Here is a 17,948-nt window from a genome sequence, read left to right as displayed (position 1 = left end):
TCAATAGATGCTGAAGGGAAAATAGACGTCGTTGATCCGCTCGTAGCTGCCGTCGAGGCGGGTCTTCTTGATGGCCGCGTTTACCTGCTCCAGCAATGCCGTATCGCTCTTGCGCGCCGTGACATGCGCCGTACTCTGGAGAAAGTCGTTGGTGACGGGATCCCCGATGAACTCGAAGGCCGACCCCTCGGCGCTTTCGAGGAAGCTCATCAGCTCGATCGCGTCGCCGAGCATCAGATCTGCCTTGCCCTGCTCGAGAAACGATTGCGCTTCAGGCTGGTCCTTGCCGAAGACGAGCGTGCTCTTTGCGTAGACCTTGGAAAGATATTGCGATTGCATCGTGCCATTGCCGGCCGTGATGCGCGCTCCGGCGAGGCCCTCGGGGCTGATGTCCTGATACTTCTTCGCATCGCCGATAAACACGGCATGCGACCGGTAGTAGGGGTCGGAATAGGCGATGCGCTTTGCCCGCTCCTCGGTGAAAGCCATGCTTGAGACCATGAGGTCGTATTTGTTCTGCTCCAGCCCCTCGATGATCTCCGCCCAGGGCGTGACGACGAAGGTGCAGGTCCGCTGCATCTCCTTGCAGAGGGCCTTGGCGATATCGACGTCGAAGCCGGTCAGTTCACCCTTCTCATTAACGAAGTTGAAGGGCGGGTATGCCCCTTCGGTACCGATCCGCAGAACCGGATCATCCGCCAGCGTCGGGCTGGCGGAAACAAGCGTCAGAAGGAGCGCTGCAAGCATGCGTCGGGATATCATGGTCGATCTCCGGTTTCGGAGCGCATGATGGCCGAGGGCGATTAACGCCGGGTCCAGAAGTAAGGTAAACTTATCCTTACGCTAATCGATTTAAGGGATATTCGATCGGTGCGCGCAGGAAATGCACCTATTTAGCTATAGTCGATGCCTGTCGCGTGGGCCGCTGTGAGCATGCCCTTGTAGATGCCCTCTTCCGAGCCAGCGATGACGACGGCGCCGACGGCACGCTTGTAGAAACCGGTCGGTCCCGCGCCGCCGATGACGCCATATCCATAACCTTGGTCGTACATGGCCAGCAGCGTCTTCAGAAGCAGCGCATGACCGATGCCCTTGCCGCGCATGGCCTCGTCCACGCCAGTCGGGCCGAAGAAGCCGCGCGCGGTCGCGTCGTAGCAGGCAAAGCCGACGACCTCGCCTCGTCTGACGGCGACGAGCAGCGAGACCGGCTGACGCATCATCGCCACGGTCGCCTCGCTGACCCAGCCCTGCCCGAAGCGCGGGCCGATCCAGGCCGCAATCGTATGCAGCTCCGGCGGCAGGGCGCGGCGGATGACGACGCCCTCGGCGGCCACCTTTTCATCCAGTGCTGCATCCGACTTGAGGTCGTAAAGGTTGACGAGCATATCCATGGCAGAATTCCCTATCCCTTGACCGCGCCGGCGGTGAGACCGGCCACGATGCGCCGCTGGAAGATCAGAACGACGATGATCAGCGGCAGTGTAACAGTGACCGAAGCGGCCATGATCTGGCCGAACGGATATTCATAGCGCGTCGTGCCCCCGATGAGGCCGATCGCGACCGGAACGGTCTTGTTCTCGTCCGTCAACATGAAGGTGAGCGCGAAGAGGAATTCGTTCCAGGCGAGAATGAAGGCAAGAATACCTGTGCTGGCAAGCGAGGGACCCATGAGCGGCAGCAGGATCCGGGTGAGAATCCGGAAATGCGAGCACCCGTCGATCAGCGCCGCCTCCTCCAATTCCCGAGGAAACTCGCGAATGAAGGTCGTAAGAATCCACGTGGTGAAGGGAACGGTGGACAGAAGGTAGGTGACGATGAGCGCGCTCGGGCGATTGTAGAGGCCGAGCGCGTTGATAAGCTCGAACATGCCGGAGAGGACCGCGACTTGCGGGAAGATCGAGATCATCAGGATCGCCATCAGCACGACCCGCTTCTGGGGAAAATCCAAACGTCCAAGCGCGTAGGCCGAGACGATGCCGAGCGCGAGCGATACGACCGTCGTGCCCGTTGCCACGAAAACCGAATTGAGCAGCGAGCCCATGAACACCGGATTGTCGAACAGTTGCCGGTAGTAGCTGAAGTTCAGCGCCGGCAGAAAGGCCGTCGTATAGAGTTCCGCCCCTTGCTTGGTCGAGGAAACGATCGCCCAGTAATAGGGAAACAGCGTGTAGGCGAGCACGAGGAGGATAAGCACGCCGAGAGCACCCTTGCGGACCCGGCGACGCAGCCGGTAATGCGCCGATGACCGACGCTTCATGCGAACGGGTGAGGATGTGGAAGCCGCTATAGCCATGATCACTCTCCCGCCGAACGATCGAGACGCAACGCGCCGATGAGGATGATGGCGACCAGTGCGACCAGCAGGAACACCCAGGTGGAGGCAGCCGAGCCGACGCCCAGTTCCTGAAAGCTGATCAACCGGTCTCGCGCATAGATCGACACCGTCATGACGTTCTGGTTGCTGGCGGCGAGCACATAGGCCAGGTCGAACATGCGGATCGCATCAAGCGACCGGAAGAGCACGGCAACGCCGATTGCCGGTTTCAGCAAGGGTAGCGTGATCGACCAGAACCGCTTCCATGCGGGGATGCCGTCGACTTCGGCCGCTTCCATCATCTCGCCGGGAATGGTCTGGAGGCCGGCGAGGATCAGGAGCACCATGAAGGGCGTCGTCATCCAGACGTCGATGAAGATCACCACGCCCATGATCAACGAACTGCTGGCCGTCCAGGCAATGCCATGGTCGATGAGCCCGAGAGAGATCAGGATGCGGTTGAAGACGCCGAACTGGTCGTTCAGCATCCACTCCCAGATCTTGGTGGCGACGACGACGGGGATCGCCCAGGGAACGAGGATCGCCGCGCGCAGCAGCCCGCGACCGGGGATCGCCTCGTTCAGCAGCAGGGCGATGCCGAGACCAAGCAGCGTCTCGATCGCCACGGAGATGACGGCGAAGGTCAGCGTATTGCGCACCGCCGACCACCAGGCGGGATCGTTGATGACCTCGAGAAAATTCGAGATGCCGACCATACCGTACACGGTGGGATCATCAAGATAGGCATCCGTGAAGCTGAAGAAGAACGTGCGGCCGAGCGGCCATACCGCAACCATCAGCATGACGACAACCAGCGGCGTCAGGAACAGCCACGCCGTCCTGTGCTCCCGGCGGGCGAGCTTAGCGCTCATGGAGCAGCCTCCCCTCGGCTGGATTACCTTCGGGCACCACGCTCGAAGACCGGTGGGCGATCCGCTTGCCCTCTGCATCGAAGACGAAGATGTCGGCATCCGCAAAGGAAAGCCCGACCGGCTGATTGCGCCGCTCGGCGGGGGGACGGCCGGCGACGCGCACGACCCAGATCGTCTCGTCGGACAGGCGGATATAGGCGAAATGCTCGTGACCGAGGTCTTCGACGCGCTCCAGAATGCCGTCCATCCGGCCAGCATCGGCAGCGACGATCGACAGCGCTTCGGGCCGAACACCGATGGAAGCGGGCTGGCTGCCATCGGCCAGAAGGCCGGGCGGCAAGGCGAACCCGTTTGTCCCGGAGCCTGCTGCCAGGTTGGCGAAATTCATTCGGGGACTGCCGATGAAGCCCGCGACGAAGCGGTTGACCGGTGATTGGTAGAGTTCCAGCGGTGTACCGACCTGCTCGATGGAGCCTTGGTTGAGCACGACGATCCGGTCGGCCAGCGTCATCGCCTCGGCCTGATCGTGGGTCACGTAGACCATGGTGGTCTTGATGTCCTCGTGCAGGCGCGCGATTTCGATGCGCATTTCCATGCGCAGGTCGGAATCGAGGTTGGACAGCGGCTCGTCGAAGAGGAAGATTTCCGGCTCGCGCACGAGCGCCCGGCCGATCGCCACGCGCTGGCGCTGGCCGCCGGACAGCTCGCGCGGCCGCCGGGCGAGCAGGTGATCGACCTTCAGCATCCGGGCGACGGTCTCGACCTTGCGGCGGATGGCGTCCTTGCCGAGGCGCATGGTTTCCAGCGCAAAGCCGATGTTCCGCTCCACGCTCATATGAGGATAGAGCGCATAGGACTGGAAAACGAAGGCGACCCCGCGCTTGGATGCGGGCACGTCCGTGACCTCTTCACCATCGATAAGCACTTGCCCGCTGGAGGCGGGAACGAGACCGGCGACGATGCGCAGCAGCGTGGATTTCCCGCAGCCCGAGGGGCCGACGAAAACCACGAACTCGCCGTCCGCGATCTCGAGATCGACGCCGCGGATGACGGTGTGCGTGCCGTACGCTTTGGTGACGGAAGAAAGGGCGATGGATGCCATGGCAGATCCGATCAGGAAGACAAATGAACGTGGCCGCGCCTGCGCCGCGGCAGGCTCGTGGTCGTGCGGAAGATTAGAGACGAGACAAGGGAGAGTTCGAAGCCACATCGCGCCTCCGTTTCCGACCCCTTAAGGGACGGAAACGGAGGACAGCCTTGGGAGGGCTCAGCGACTTTCTTTCAGCTTCTCCAGCCGGGCGGCCAGGTCCTTGAGGCCGCTCTCGACCTCTTTACTGCCGGACAGCATGTCGTGGACGCTGCGATAGAAGGCCTGCGACACGCGGTTGTAGCTGGTGCCGGTATAGCCGGACGGGCGGCTGGCGCTGTCGGCAAAGGCCTGCTGGTTGTCCTTGAGGAAGGGGATCTTCTTGAGGACGTCGGGATCGGTATAGAGCGCGGTGATGGACGGGTTGAAGGCGGCATCGACGGCGCGCATCTTCTGCATTTCCGGGCCCGTGATGAAATCGACGAAGTTCGCCGCGACATCCGGCTTCGTCGAGAATTTCGAGACGCCGTAATACATCGGACCGAGGCAACCGGACGACTTTTCGCCGGCCTTGCCGACCGGAAGCGGCATCATGCCGACCTTGTCGATGACGGCGCTGCCCTTGGTCTGCGACGTGCCCCAGACGTAGGGCCAGTTGCGGTGGAAGACAGCGTTGCCGGACTCGAAGACGGCGCGCGAGGCTTCCTCGTCGTAGTTGAGCACGCCTTCGGGGCTGATCGTGCCGATCCAGCTTTTCGCAAGCGTCAGCGCGCCGACAGCAGCGGGATTGTCGATCGTCACCTTTCCGTCGTCGGAAATGATGTTGCCGCCGCCGCTGGAGCCGATCAGCTCGATCGCGTCGCAGGTCAGGCCTTCGAAGCTCTTGGCTTGCCAGGCATAGCCCCACATGTCGGTCTTGCCGTCGGCGCGCTCCTTGTCCTGGATCTCCTTGGCGGTCGCCGTCAGCTCTTCCCAGGTCTTGGGCGCGGGCTTGCCGTATTTCTCCAGAAGATCCTTCCGGTAGAACATCAGGCCGACGTCCATATAGGCGGGCATGGCCACCAGCTTGCCGTCGAGCTTGGCGGCGTTCAGCGTGGAGGCGAAATGCTGGTCCTGATCGGCCTTGGGCACGAGGGTGGAGATGTCGAGCAGGTTGTTCTTGAACATGCCGAGCCAGATGACGTCGAGGAAGAGAACATCGACATCGGTGGATTTCGCGGCGAGCAGCTGCTGGTAGAGCGGGATCGCATCATCCAGCAGCGCCGGCATCTTGTTGATCTTCGCCTCGTTCCCGGTCTTCTCCTTCCAGGCGGCGGCGGCCTTGGTGCAGAGCTCGAACTCGGTCGATGCGCAGAAGACCGACACGGTTTCAGCGTGTGCCGCACCGGCGCCCAAAAGCGCGAGAAGTGGTAGGCTGAAGGCAAGCTTTCGATTGAACATGACGGTCGTTCCCCTGTTCGATTTTTTCCTCTGACGGCGTCTTCGTTTTGTTTTTGTCGGCCGCTGATGACGATTGGACTGGATATGACCAGTTATGTCAATCGCTCTCCAATTTTATATTTCAGGCTTATGACAAGATCTGTAATGATGGTGCGAGCAGGAAAGGAATCCGGTTGGGCGACGGTGCGGCAGCAGACATCTTGGTGGACGGGAACCGCAGCGCGCCAGTCGATGCGCCGCTTGCCGCCATGGTGCGCCATGACGATCCGCGGCCGCTTCACCAGCAGGTGAAGGAGGCGCTGCTGCGTGCTATCGAGGACGGACGCCTGCCGCACAACGGCAAACTGCCCTCCGAGCGCAAGCTCGTCGAATCCTTCGGCGTCAGCCGGATCACGGTGCGCCACGCGATCCAGGATCTGATCCGCCAGGGCATGGTGAAAAGCCAGCCGGGCAAGGGCCTGTACGTGACGCTGCGCCCGCTCGGCTACGAGCTGCAGGTGCTGGAGAGTTTTACGGCGACCGCCCTCTCCACCAACCGGCAGCCCGGCAGCATGCTGGTGGAGGTGCAGGCCTATAAGCCGGCCGCCGACATCACGCGACCTCTGTTTCTGCCCGAGGGTGCGGAAGTGGTGATTCTGAAGCGGATCCGGACGATCGATGGCGTGCCGGTCGCCATCCAGACGGACTGGCTGCCGGCAGCCCAGGTGCCGGGATTGGCCGATCTCGACTGGACCGGGGCCAACCGCTCGCTCTATGCCGAACTGCGCGACCGCTATCATATCCAGCCCGGCCGGGGCCACACGACGCTCAGCGCCCGCATCGCCACGCCGTGGGAGGCCGAACGTCTGGAACTTGCCAACCCGGCCGCCGTGCTCACCGTCGACCAGATCGTGTTCGATCGCCGCAACCGACCGATCAACATGACGACGCTGATCCATCACCCCGAGCGATATCCGCTGACGCTGACGCAGTCGTAGCGCACATATTCCGAGGGTCGCTCCGGCGGGCGAACTGCGGTAGAAGCCGGCCGTTGCACCGGAACCGATCGTGGAAACCACTCTCTATCTGCCCGTAAAGACATTTCTGGAAGGCTTCGGCTTCGTGGTGAAAGGCGAGGTTGCGAGTTGCGATCTCGTCGGCGTTCGCGCGGGCGAGCCGGACATCGTCGTCGTCTGCGAGCTCAAGCTGACCTTCAATCTGGAGCTGATCCTGCAGGCCGTGGACCGGGCGACCCTTTGCGACGAGGTCTGGATTGCCGCGCGGGTATCGGCGAAGGGGCGCGGGCGGGAGGCGGACAAGCGCTATCGCGATCTCTGCCGCAGGCTCGGCATCGGCATGCTCGGCGTTGCGGATACCGGGGCCGTCAGCGTCATCGTCAGCGCCGTCTCGCCCATGCCGCGCACCAACCCGAAGCGTCGGGCGCGCCTCGTCAAGGAACATCGCGCTCGCCACGGCGACCCGACCGCCGGTGGCGGCGCGCGGGCACCGATCATGACCGCCTACCGCCAGCAGGCCCTTCTCTGCGCTGCCGCGATCCGGGCCGGGCGGGTGCGGCCGGTCGAGATGCGGCCAAAGGCACCCAAGGCGGCCGCGATCTTGCAGGACAATGTCTATGGCTGGTTCGAGCGTGTCGAGCGTGGGATCTACCGGCTGACCGAAAGTGGCACCAAGGCGCTGGAGCGTTGGCCGCAGATCGAGGATACGGCAGAGGGATGAAAGCCGTTTCGGACCCGCCGAAAACTGTCATAAAACGGTGATAGACGATCCGCGACGGGAAAGGGAGAGACCATGACGACCATCCGCACGATCGACCAGCTTGCCGAGATCTATGACGGCGTTTCGGAAGCATCTACCGCCAAGGTGACCTTGTCCCTGACGCCGGGCTACCGCGCGATGATCGAGGCATCACCGTTTCTGGCCCTCGCCACTGTTGGGCCGGATGGCATGGACTGCTCGCCGCGCGGCGATGCGGAAAGCGTCGTCCGGGTGCGCGACGAAAAGACCGTGCTCCTGCCGGATTGGCGCGGCAACAACCGCATCGATTCGCTGAAGAACATCGTTCGCGACCCCCGCGTCGCCCTCATGCTGCTCGTCCCCGGCTCCAATACGACGATGCGGATCAACGGCGCGGCCACCGTCTCGATCGATCTCGACCTTCTCGAAAGCTTCGAGATGGACGGCAAGCACCCGCGCAGCGTCATCATGGTCGAGATCCACGAGGTGTATTTCCAGTGTGCCCGCGCGCTCATCCGCTCCGAACTCTGGAACCCCGCCCGCTTCCACGACCCGGCCACCCTGCCGACCGCCGGGCAATTGCTGAAGGAAGCAAAGGCGAGCTTCGACCAGGAAACCTACGATCGCGAATGGGCGGCACGCGCTGCCCGGACGATGTGGTAGCACGTCTCAGAGCGAGCGCGTGATGCCGCCATCCACGCGGATGCTCTGTCCCGTGATGTAGCCCGCGCCCTGCGAGGCGAGAAACGATACAGTGGCAGCGATCTCCTCGCTTTTGCCATAGCGGCCCATGGGAACGCGGTTGCGAAACGCCTCCTTCTCCGGCAGGCTGTCGATGAAGCCGGGGAGGACGTTGTTCATCCGCACGTTGTCGGCGGCGAACTGGTCGGCGAAAAGCTTGGTATAGGCGGCAAGCCCTGCGCGGAAGACCGACGAGGTCGGGAAGACCGGGTCGGGCTCGACGGCGCTGAAGCTCGAAATGTTGATGATGACGCCGGATTTCTGTGCGCGCATGATCGGCGCGACCAGCCGAACCGGGCGCACCACGTTCATGAAATAGACGTCCATGCCCCGCACCCAGTCCTCGTCGGTGATATCGGCAACGGGCGCGCGCGGACCGTGGCCGGCGCTGTTGACGAGAACATCGATGCGGCCCCAGCGCTCCATGGTGCGATCGACCAGTGTCTTGAGATCCTCGTTCGATTGGTTGGAGCCGGTCACGCCCAGACCGCCGAGCTCTTCGGCCAGCGCCTCACCCTTGCCGGAAGACGAGACGATCGCGACCTTGAAGCCATCGGCGGCCAGCCTTCGGGCAGCGTCCGCACCCATGCCGCTTCCGCCTGCGGTGATGATGGCGATCTTGTCGGTCATGGCGTCTGCCTTTCGCGTGCTGGATGGTTTCAGAATGTATGCCACTGGACATCGTCCGGGCGAAGCGGTTTTTGCGGGTGATGGGCGTCGTGCCGACATGCGAACGGCGGCATTGCTGCCGCCGCTCGTTTCGTGACGAGCGAATTAGGCTGTCTGCAGGCGGGCCCGTCCGGCAAAGACGATGACGACCACGCCGAGGAGGGCGGAGATGCTGGTGAACCCGAAGACCGCCGCCGCGCCGTGGGTATCGACAAGCAGCCCGCCGAGCACGGCGCCGCTCGAAATCGCGATCTGGAACGTGCTGAGCATCAACGCACCGGCACTTTCGGCCTCGTCGCCGGCAGCACGCGTCACATAGCTCTGGACGCTGACCGGCAGGGCGCCGAAGGCGAAGCCCCAGAGGGCGGTGGTCACGGCGGCGATCGCCGGAGAGGCTCCGAGGAGCGCCAGAACCAGCGCCGTCGCGGCGACGCCACCGGCGGCAAGTGCGATCGAGAGCGAGGTATTCCGTTCTGAGACGAAGCCACCGAAGATATTGCCAAGAAAGCCGCCGATGCCATAGGCGAGCAGGATCGCCGAGAGGCCTTCCACGCCGAAACCGGGAACGGTCTCGAGATAATAGCGAATGAAGGTGAACCCGGCGAAGTGCCCGGCGACGACGAGAAGCACCGTCAGCAAACCGACGCGAATGGCCGGCCGGCGCAGGACGCCCAGCAGCGTCGAAAGCCCGGCCGCACCCTTCGACGGCATGACGGGAAGGCTTGCGGCCTGCATGATGAAGGCGACGATGCCGAGTGCGGCGGAGATGCCGAAGGCCGTGCGCCAGCCATAGGCCTCTCCGATCCAGGCGCCGAGGGGTGCGGCGCACACGGTGGCGAGCGAGACGCCCGTCATGATGATCGCCATGGCGCGCGGCATGAGACGACCGGGAACGAGACGCATGGCGAGCGCCAGCGACATGGCCCAGAAGCCGCCGAGACCGATGCCGAGCAGGGCGCGGGACAGAAGCAGCATCGGAAGACCGCTGGCAAAGGCCGCCATGAGGCTCGACACGATGAGAAGCGCGGTCAGCACCAGAAGCGTCGCGCGACGGTCCCACCGGCTGGTTCCGATCACGACGGCCGGGCCGGCAACCGCACCGACGATGGCCGTCATCGTGACGGATTGTCCGGCCGCGCCGATGCTGACGCCCAGATCCTGCGACATGGGCGTCAGCAGGCTCGCCGGCAGGAATTCGGCCGTCACCAGCGCGAAGACACCGAGAGACAGCGAGGCGACGCCGGCCCAGGCCGCCGTTTTAACGTCGTCGGTTCCCGGCACTTGTTGTACGTCATCATCGATAAGCGTGTTCATTAGAATGTTCTCCAATAGGATATGTCCCTATGGTTAGGCGCGACAGACTGGAGAATCTATGCTATAAAATCCATATCACATGACCATTCGTCCAAAATTGGGAGCCCGTGCCGTGAACGATCCGCTGACGGAAATGCTCAAAGGGCTGCGCCTCGACGGCGTGGATTACAGCCGCTGCCAGCCGACGGCCCCATGGGCGACGGCCTTCCCGAAACAGGATGCCGCGCAGTTCCACTTCCTCGCAGCGGGCTCCGCCTTCTTCCAGGGGCCCTCCGGCGCGTGGAGCGAGCTTCATCCCGGTGACGCCCTGCTTCTGCCGCGCGGCGATGCCCATATCATCGCCAGCGCGCCCGACGTGCCGGCCACTCCGCTCGCCGCCCTGCCCCGCAAGCCGCTCTGCGACGGAATCGTCGAGCTGGAATGCCGGGGCGCCAAAAGCGGCAACGTGCTGTTCTATGCCCTGATGCGCTTCAATGTCGATTCGCTCCATCCGCTGCTGCAACTGATGCCGGACGTGATGCGGGCCAGCGACCTCGCCGCCAGCGAGCCCTCCATCCGCCCGCTGCTCGATGCCATGCAGCGTGAGGTCGAGATGAACCGCGTCGGTGCCGGCGGCATCCTCTCGCGTCTCGCCGACGTGCTGACGGCCACGCTGATCCGCACCTGGGTGGAGCATGGCTGCGGCGATTCGACCGGCTGGCTGGCTGCCTTGCGCAACCCTGAGATCGGCCGCGTGCTGGCGGCGATCCATCTCGATCCCGCCCACGACTGGAGCGTCGACGAACTCGCCCGACACATGGGCGCCTCGCGCTCGGGCTTCGCCCAGCGCTTTGCGGAGGTGGTAGGCGAAACGCCCGCCCGCTACGTCGCCCGCATGCGCATGCATCAGGCCCACCAGTGGCTCGGCGAAGGCCAACGGGTCGCAGCGGTGGCGGAGCGGCTCGGCTACGAGTCGGAGGCATCCTTCAGCCGCGCTTTCAAGCGCATCACCGGCAGCCCGCCAAGCCACGTGCGGGATGTTGCAAAACGCCAGCCGCGGGCGCCCGCAACGGATATGCTCGGAGTTCCGCAAGGGGCGTGAGCGCCGTGGGGATACGGCGCGCACGCATTCCGTCAATCGCCCAACAGCGCAACCACGGTCTCCGCGCAAAGCGCCAGCGAAACCGCACCGGCATCGCGGTGGCCGATGCTGCGTTCGGCGAGCGGGCGCGCGCGCCCAAGGCGGGGCGTGAGGGCGCGCGTCTCTTCGGCGGCCGTGTTCGCAGCGGTGGCGGCACGGGTCCAGGCCGTCTTCAACGATCGCGTTTCCGCAAACGCCGTCTCCAGCGTCTCCACGAAGGGCACGAGTGCATCGACCAGCGTCTTGTCGCCGACCTCCGCGCCTCCGAGCCGCGTGACGCCGTCGAGAGCCAGGCGCGCGCCGGCCACGATGGCGGCGTCATCCCGCATCTCGATGTCCGAAAGCGCCGTGCTCCAAGCCCGGAGCAGCACGCCCCAGATCACGCCCGAGGTGCCGCCTGCGCGATCCGCCCAGGCATCGGCTGCCGCCGCGAGAACGCTTCGAGCACCGGCACCTGCTGCAACGGCGGCATCTGCCGCCACACGGGCGGCCGTCGCGCCGCGGGTCATGCCCTGTCCGTGATCACCATCGCCCGCCTGCGCGTCGATCCGCCCAAGTTCGGCCTCCGCCTCGTGGAGCACCTCGGCGAGCTTGGTGATGATGCCGGCGATGCAGCGGCCGGTCTCGCGTGAGGCATCGGACGCCTCGGGAAAGCTCAGTGTTTCCTCTGCTTCCTCAGAGATCGGCTCTGCAAGGGCAGGTTCTTCGCGCCGGACCAGAACAGCCGTTTCGCAAGGCGCGCACCAGAGGCGTTCGAGATCCGCATCCAGCCAAAGCAGGCTGAGCGAGCAGCCGCGCATATCGAGGCTCGTCACGAACTCGCCGACCTCGGGACGCACGACCTCCAAGCCCGCTGCGGACAACCGCGCCGCGACCTGCGGCCAGAGGACGAAGAGTTCTTCGTATTTGGTGGCGCCGAGGCCGTTCAGGATCACGGCAACGCGCGTGCAATCGGCAGGGCGCTCCGCCAGCAGACGGTGCGTCAGGAGATCGGCAAGTGCCGCTGCCGGAAGGATCGCGGTTTCGCTGATCCCCGGCTCGCCATGAATGCCGAGGCCGAGCGCCATCTGGCCCTTGGGTACCGTGAACAACGGCTCTGCCGACCCCGGCAGGGTACAGCCGCCGAACGCGACGCCGAAGGAGACCGTGCGGGCATTGGCATGCTTTGCCACCGTCTCGACTGCATCCAGCGACCGGCCCTCCTCTGCGGCCGCACCGGCGATCTTGAAGACGATGAGGTCGCCTGCGATACCGCGGCGGCTCAGGTGATCGTCGGCCGGTCCGCTGGCCACGTCATCCGTGACCGGAAGCACGCGAACATCGAGACCTTCCGCCCGCAGCCGCTCGGCGGCAGCGCCGAAATTCAACACGTCGCCGGCATAGTTGCCATAGCCGAGCAGCACGCCGCCGCCCCGATCCGCCAACCGGCAGACCCGCGCAACGGCGGCCGTCGAGGGCGACGCGAAGACATCGCCTGCCACAGCGGCATCCGCCAGACCGGTTCCGACATATCCGGCAAAGGCCGGATAATGCCCGGACCCACCACCGACGACGACCGCAACCTTTCCCTCGACCCTCGGCGTGGATCTGATGACGCCACCCTTCACCGCGCGTACGAAGCGACCATAGACGGCGGCGTAGCCTTTCAGCGCGCTTGCCGCGAAGTCTTCCGGTTCGTCGTAGATCGTCGTCATGTGCATCGTCTCCTCAGCGAAGCTGCGTCACGAAATGATCGTCAACGCGTATAGCATCCGTAAATACTGCCAATCGCCGGTACACGCGATACCGATTGGGCGCATTCACACGAGTCTTTGCCTTCATTTGCGACCGCAGAGTCGAATTAGGGCGGCCGACGTCTTTGAATATAAAAAATGATCAATCTATCGTGATTGTTCGCAAATAGTGAACAGTATGTCTGCATTTGCCCGGGTTCTTTTGTAAGCGACGATATGCTTTGACAAGCCACGACATCGGAGAAGCCCGCGTGAAGCATAACAGTTCGACGGCTTACGGAAGCGTGTCCCGCTTTTTCCATTGGGCGACAGCCGTCGTCATCAGTCTCAACATCGCAATGGGCTTTATCGCGCATCGATCGTCGATGGAGGCGGTCGATGCGAAGGTTCTCTACTTCTCGATCCACAAGACCCTCGGCGTTCTCGCTTTCACGCTGGCGCTCGCCCGTATCTGTTGGACGCTTTTCCAGCCGCATCCGGATCCCGTCCACCCGCAGCGGCGCCTTGAGACTTTCGTGGCCGGCGTGGTTCACTGGATGCTCTACGGTTCGATGCTGCTGGTTCCGCTGACGGGCTGGATCGAGCATGCCGCGACCTCTGGATACGCGCCGATCCTCTGGCCGTTCGGCCAGGATCTGCCGCTGGTGCAGAAGTCGGATGAACTGGCGCAGCGCATGGCGGCGACGCATCAGCTTCTGGCCTGGACGCTCTGTCTGGCCATCGGGCTGCACGTGGCAGGCGCGTTGAAACACGCCCTGATCGATCGTGACGGCGTTCTCCAGCGGATGACGCGCGGGAAGAGCGCAGGAACGGATTCCGGACGTGCCGGCTGGAGGTCCGCCATGGCCTTCGGACTAGCCGCGGTGGCTTTCGCGGGTGTGGTGTTCGCCTCGCAGATAGGCCTTCGCGCCGCATCGGCCCCCGCAGCTTCCCTTCAGGCCGCGACATCCGAATGGCAGGTGACCGAGGGCACGCTCGGCTTCAAGGTCAAGCAGATGGGGACGCCGGTTTCCGGCTCGTTCTCGGACTGGACGGCCTCCATCGCCTTTGACAAGGCCACGGGAACGGGCGATGTCAAAGCCGTCATCAATCTTTCAAGCGTCACGCTGGGCAGCGTGAGCGATCAGGTGAAGGGTGCCGGATTTCTGGATGCGGCACAGCATCCGCAGGCGCAATTCACCGCCAAGATTCAGCCGGAGGGCAAGGACTTCCTTGCGGTTGGAACCTTAAATCTCAAGGGCATCGAGCTGCCGGTGCGGCTGCCGTTCACGATGACCATCAAGGATGGCGTCGCTGACATGGCAGGCCAGACGGTGCTGGACCGACGGGACTTCAAAGTCGGCGAAGGTTACGCCGACGAGAAGACAGTCGGCTTTCCGGTCGAGGTCGATATCTCCCTGCAGGCAAAGCGCTGAGGCACCGCCTCGTAATTCCATTTCCGCCTGCATTCCGCAGGCGGCATGAACGAAGGACAAGATCATGATCTCCAGAACCAAGTATGCTGTCTTCGCGTCGGCAATGCTTCTTGCAGGTGCTGCTCATGCAGAGCCCAAGGCCTACACGTTCGATTCCGGCCACAGCCAAGTCGTCTTTTCCTACCAGCACCTGGGCTTCTCGACCACGAGCGGAATGTTCAGCGGCATCACGGGCACGATCAACTTTGATGAAGCCAAGCCCGAGACCTCGACCGTCACGGTCGAATTCCCGATCTCGTCGCTCCAGACCGGCGATGCCGGCCGCGACAAGCACTTCCAGTCGGCCGACTTCTTCGGTGGCGAAGGCAAGGCACCGAATGTCAGCTTCAAGTCGACCTCGATCAAGGTCACCGGCGAGAAGACCGCGCTGATCACCGGCGATCTCACGCTGAACGGCGTCACCAAGCCGGTCGTCCTCGATACCGTCCTCAATCAGCAGGGCCAGCATCCGATGGAAAACAAGCCGTGGATCGGCTTCAATGCGACCGCTACGGTCAAGCGCACCGACTTCAATCTTGGAATGTTCGCCCCGGCGGTCTCCGATGACGTCGTCGTTCGCATTTCCGTCGAGGCAAGCGCAGCGAAGTAACAGAAAAATGGCGCAGACCTCTCGGGCTGCGCCATCTCTAGCCTTGGAACGCATACGGCGCCGTTTCAAACCTTAACGGCAAACACGACGCGGGCCCGAGTTGGGCTGGTACGTGTTATCCGACGCACGGTAGGAACGGTAGCGCGCTGCACAGCTGCTGCGGTTCTGCGAGGCGATCGCGCCGCCGATGATGGCGCCGGCGGCAAGACCACCGATAATCGCGCCATTGTTACGGTGACGACGGTCATAACGCCGGCCATCACGGTTGCGATCGCGCCGGTCATAGCGGCGATGGTCGCTGTAGCGGTCACGACGATCGTAGCGGCCGTTGTAACGATCGCCGTTGCGCTGGTTGTGCCGGCGAATAATCCGCCTGTCTTCCCGATACTGAACCTGCTGAACGTCTGTCGTGCCTGTGGATGTGGAGCCTGCCGATGTCGTGACAGGCCGTGCCGGGAACGCCTGCGCCGGCACAAAGCTGGTCAGTGCGGTGACGAGGGAAATCAGGATAATTGCGAGTTTTTTCATCATGCCTTTTCCATTGGTTATGGATTGGACATAGTGCGTCAGTAGCGCGCGGTAAGGCGCACGGCAGCAATCACCTGCGGAACATCATACTGCGGCGTCGGCCATAATACGTCCGGCAATGCGATATAGCCTCCGTCCGGCCGCAACGAAGCGGGATCGGTAAGGATATGAGAATTGCCATGAAGACGTTCCTGCTTGCCTCGGTTACTGCTGCCATGGCGGCGTCCATGACGTCCGCACAGCCCCAGGGTTTCGGTCCCATTGCGGACTTCATGGTCATGGATGTGTGCACGGGACCCGATGGAAAAGCGGTCTCCGGCGTCCCCGGAGACAAAGGCTGTCAGCGGCACCGGGATATCGCACCGGGAGAAACACCGCACTACACCCTTCAGAACTTCCCTGCACCCACCTCCGGCTGTGCGGCGGGGCCGGTGTCGAAAATCAACGTTCCCGTATCCCGCTTCACCGAAACGCGCATCATCAGCTCCACCCTTCGCCAGGTCCCCTGCGGCAAAGCGGCCCCTGATGACGATGACGACCTTGAGCGGAACGGCGCCTCGATCCAGTGGCATGACGACGGGTATGGGTTCATCATGGGCAGTTACAGCCCGGTTTCTCTGTCCTCTTTCGAAAGTGATCTTTGTGCGGCAAACAAGGACAGCTCCCAGCGCTTCTTTCGCGGCTGGGTCATCGGCCCGGCGGAGGTCCCCGCGCTCGGTGCTACAGGATACGGTGTATTCCAGACGAAGCTCCAGAAAGGCGCGGCCTCTGCGAATATGGGCGCATGCGCGCTCCGCTATTCCCGCGCTCTGACCACATGGACTGTCGATAAGATCACCTACACATCCGGTCGCGATCTCATCTCGGTGGTATCCAGTCATTACTCCCGCGGCGCTCCGGATGGACAGAGCCCAGGCGAGGCGATGCAGATGGAGCAGACGTTCTGGACGCGGGAATTCGGACTGTCGCGCTGGGAAAAATGGGCCCGGGAGGACTGGGTCCACCCCCGTTCCGACAAATCCGCGTTGGATCTCGCAGCACAGCTCGTCGCGGCCGGCAGATGCAGTCCGCCTGTTCATTCACCGGTCACGTTCACGCCGGCCATGCAGATCGGCGGAACGGATGACGGAGCGGAGATCTACAGCCGGATCATCAGCAATCCCGGCACAGGCGAACAGCATAAATGGGTGATGACGCTTTGCGAGGACTATACCAATATCTCGTCCCTGGCTGACGGGGCTAAGGTGCTGAACCGTGTTTCGACGCTCGCCGATGACGGCTACTGGGAATAGGCATCGCGAACATTGCGCCATCGACAAGGAATGGACGCTCTCTCATCGTCCGGACCTCCGACGGGCCGGCATTGTCATCGCGATGACGCTCGCCACCACGAAGACGAGGCCCAGCAAGGCGTTCGGGTTGGGCGTTTCGCCGAGAAACAGAACCCCGATGCCGACGCCGATCGGGACGCGCAGATAGGCCTGCGCCGTGGTGCCGACGGAGCCCAGCCTCTGCAGCAGTGTGAAATAGAGAACGAAGGCAAGCGCCGTCGAGAAAATGGACAAGGCGAGAAGTGCTGCGAGCGATGACATGGCAGGCGCAAGCGTCCAGGGCTGATCGACGAGAAGACTGACGGGCAGCAGGATCACGCCGCCCCAGATGAGGGAGCCCGCCGCCGGCATCATCGGGTCGAGATCCCGGAAGGTCCGGCCAAAAGTCACGGCTCCGCCATAGGCGACAGCCGCGAGGATGATGGCGAGCTGCGCGATGACGCCGGTGCCAAATCCCGCAAGAACGGACGGGCCGACCACGAGGCAGATGCCGAGAAGCCCGAAAGCGACGCCGAACAGCTTCGGGGTCGTGACCGCTTCATGACGCGTTATGAGGGCATTGATCAGGAAAGCAAAGACGGGCGTCAACGAATTCAGGATGACGGCCAGTCCTGCATCGACATGCTGCTCTCCCCACGCAATCAGCGTGAAGGGCAGAACGGAGTTCAGGACGGCCTGGATGACGAAACGGCGCGTATTGCGGCGATCCCTCGGCAGCTTCAGCCCGCGCAGACGAAGAACGATCAGAAGCAGGCTGCCGGCAATGATCGTCCTTGCGGCGATCAGCGTGATGGGCGGGATCGTGGCGACACCAATCTTGATGAAGGTATAGGACGCGCCCCAGAGGGTGGCGAGCGCCAGGAGCATCAAAAGGCTTATGGCAAGGCGGGGCTGTTGTTCGGGCATGTCCGGTCCAGGTCGTTGATGTCGATAGGGCAGAGCCTTACAGGTTTCCGGCCGCCGACGCTTCGGTCATCGCCGAAGCATTCGCGCCTGACACG

18 protein-coding genes are annotated in these 17,948 nt (G+C 63.3%); 7 read left to right on the top strand and 11 right to left on the bottom strand.

The features are described 5' to 3' along the window. From C8J33_RS17140 to C8J33_RS17115, 6 genes are all read right to left on the bottom strand, one after another. Complete coding sequence (locus C8J33_RS17140) at window positions 1–762, bottom strand: transporter substrate-binding domain-containing protein (RefSeq protein ID WP_245417138.1); 762 nt, start codon at window positions 760–762, stop codon at window positions 1–3. 131 nt (window positions 763–893) lie between these two features. Continuing rightward, window positions 894–1,391, bottom strand: a complete 498-nt coding sequence (locus C8J33_RS17135; RefSeq protein ID WP_110801280.1) for a GNAT family N-acetyltransferase — start codon at window positions 1,389–1,391, stop codon at window positions 894–896. Between the two features lie 11 nt (window positions 1,392–1,402). Next, the gene (locus tag C8J33_RS17130) at window positions 1,403–2,293 is read right to left on the bottom strand and encodes a carbohydrate ABC transporter permease (RefSeq protein ID WP_110801281.1); all 891 of its coding nucleotides are present in this window, start codon (window positions 2,291–2,293) and stop codon (window positions 1,403–1,405) included. Window positions 2,294–2,295: 2 nt separating this feature from the next. Then, window positions 2,296–3,186: a carbohydrate ABC transporter permease gene (locus C8J33_RS17125; RefSeq protein ID WP_110801282.1), complete on the bottom strand. Its 891-nt coding sequence runs from the start codon at window positions 3,184–3,186 to the stop codon at window positions 2,296–2,298. Continuing rightward, a complete protein-coding gene (locus tag C8J33_RS17120) occupies window positions 3,176–4,288 on the bottom strand; it encodes an ABC transporter ATP-binding protein (RefSeq protein WP_110801283.1) in 1,113 nt (370 codons plus the stop codon). Before C8J33_RS17120 ends, C8J33_RS17125 begins: the two co-directional genes overlap by 11 nt. 165 nt (window positions 4,289–4,453) lie before the next feature. Then, a complete protein-coding gene (locus tag C8J33_RS17115) occupies window positions 4,454–5,713 on the bottom strand; it encodes an ABC transporter substrate-binding protein (protein ID WP_110801284.1) in 1,260 nt (419 codons plus the stop codon). Window positions 5,714–5,916: 203 nt separating this feature from the next. Here C8J33_RS17115 and C8J33_RS17110 point away from each other — a divergent pair, with 203 nt between their 5' ends. From C8J33_RS17110 to C8J33_RS17100, 3 genes are all read left to right on the top strand, one after another. Next, on the top strand, window positions 5,917–6,690 hold the full coding sequence (locus C8J33_RS17110) for a GntR family transcriptional regulator (protein ID WP_422038536.1): 774 nt from the start codon (window positions 5,917–5,919) through the stop codon (window positions 6,688–6,690). 70 nt (window positions 6,691–6,760) lie between these two features. Then, window positions 6,761–7,429, top strand: a complete 669-nt coding sequence (locus tag C8J33_RS17105) for a DUF2161 domain-containing phosphodiesterase (protein WP_110801285.1) — start codon at window positions 6,761–6,763, stop codon at window positions 7,427–7,429. A 72-nt stretch (window positions 7,430–7,501) separates the two neighbouring features. After that, on the top strand, window positions 7,502–8,110 hold the full coding sequence (locus tag C8J33_RS17100; RefSeq protein WP_110801286.1) for a pyridoxamine 5'-phosphate oxidase family protein: 609 nt from the start codon (window positions 7,502–7,504) through the stop codon (window positions 8,108–8,110). Window positions 8,111–8,116: 6 nt separating this feature from the next. Here C8J33_RS17100 and C8J33_RS17095 read toward each other — a convergent pair whose 3' ends face one another. Together C8J33_RS17095 and C8J33_RS17090 are read right to left on the bottom strand one after the other, a co-directional pair. After that, window positions 8,117–8,818: an SDR family oxidoreductase gene (locus tag C8J33_RS17095; RefSeq protein ID WP_132664970.1), complete on the bottom strand. Its 702-nt coding sequence runs from the start codon at window positions 8,816–8,818 to the stop codon at window positions 8,117–8,119. Between the two features lie 144 nt (window positions 8,819–8,962). Then, window positions 8,963–10,171, bottom strand: a complete 1,209-nt coding sequence (locus C8J33_RS17090; protein ID WP_110801288.1) for an MFS transporter — start codon at window positions 10,169–10,171, stop codon at window positions 8,963–8,965. Window positions 10,172–10,283: 112 nt separating this feature from the next. Between C8J33_RS17090 and C8J33_RS17085 the strand changes: the two genes are divergently transcribed. Further along, window positions 10,284–11,252 (top strand): AraC family transcriptional regulator, encoded by a 969-nt coding sequence (locus C8J33_RS17085; protein ID WP_132664969.1) that lies wholly within the window; start codon window positions 10,284–10,286, stop codon window positions 11,250–11,252. Window positions 11,253–11,284: 32 nt separating this feature from the next. Here the strand turns inward: C8J33_RS17085 and C8J33_RS17080 are convergent, their stop codons facing one another. Next, window positions 11,285–12,985: a dihydroxyacetone kinase family protein gene (locus C8J33_RS17080; RefSeq protein WP_110801470.1), complete on the bottom strand. Its 1,701-nt coding sequence runs from the start codon at window positions 12,983–12,985 to the stop codon at window positions 11,285–11,287. A gap of 290 nt (window positions 12,986–13,275) precedes the next feature. Between C8J33_RS17080 and C8J33_RS17075 the strand changes: the two genes are divergently transcribed. Together C8J33_RS17075 and C8J33_RS17070 are read left to right on the top strand one after the other, a co-directional pair. Next, window positions 13,276–14,439: a cytochrome b/b6 domain-containing protein gene (locus tag C8J33_RS17075; RefSeq protein ID WP_207904042.1), complete on the top strand. Its 1,164-nt coding sequence runs from the start codon at window positions 13,276–13,278 to the stop codon at window positions 14,437–14,439. Between the two features lie 64 nt (window positions 14,440–14,503). Beyond that, window positions 14,504–15,088 carry a YceI family protein gene (locus tag C8J33_RS17070; protein WP_110734934.1) on the top strand — a complete coding sequence of 195 codons (585 nt, stop codon included), beginning with the start codon at window positions 14,504–14,506 and terminating at the stop codon, window positions 15,086–15,088. A gap of 72 nt (window positions 15,089–15,160) precedes the next feature. On the opposite strand, the gene C8J33_RS17065 is transcribed toward C8J33_RS17070, so the two are convergent. Beyond that, window positions 15,161–15,616: a BA14K family protein gene (locus C8J33_RS17065; RefSeq protein ID WP_110801471.1), complete on the bottom strand. Its 456-nt coding sequence runs from the start codon at window positions 15,614–15,616 to the stop codon at window positions 15,161–15,163. 179 nt (window positions 15,617–15,795) lie between these two features. Here C8J33_RS17065 and C8J33_RS17060 point away from each other — a divergent pair, with 179 nt between their 5' ends. Then, window positions 15,796–16,908, top strand: a complete 1,113-nt coding sequence (locus C8J33_RS17060) for a hypothetical protein (protein WP_110801290.1) — start codon at window positions 15,796–15,798, stop codon at window positions 16,906–16,908. 42 nt (window positions 16,909–16,950) lie between these two features. Here C8J33_RS17060 and C8J33_RS17055 read toward each other — a convergent pair whose 3' ends face one another. Then, window positions 16,951–17,853, bottom strand: coding sequence for a DMT family transporter (locus C8J33_RS17055; protein WP_110801291.1), 903 nt, complete (start codon window positions 17,851–17,853; stop codon window positions 16,951–16,953). Window positions 17,854–17,948: the final 95 nt, after the last annotated feature.

Source organism: Rhizobium sp. PP-CC-3G-465, from assembly GCF_004343445.1.
GTDB lineage: Bacteria > Pseudomonadota > Alphaproteobacteria > Rhizobiales > Rhizobiaceae > Ferranicluibacter > Ferranicluibacter rubi.
Note: the sequence above shows the minus strand (reverse complement) of the source record. Positions and strands in the feature narration are given on the sequence as shown.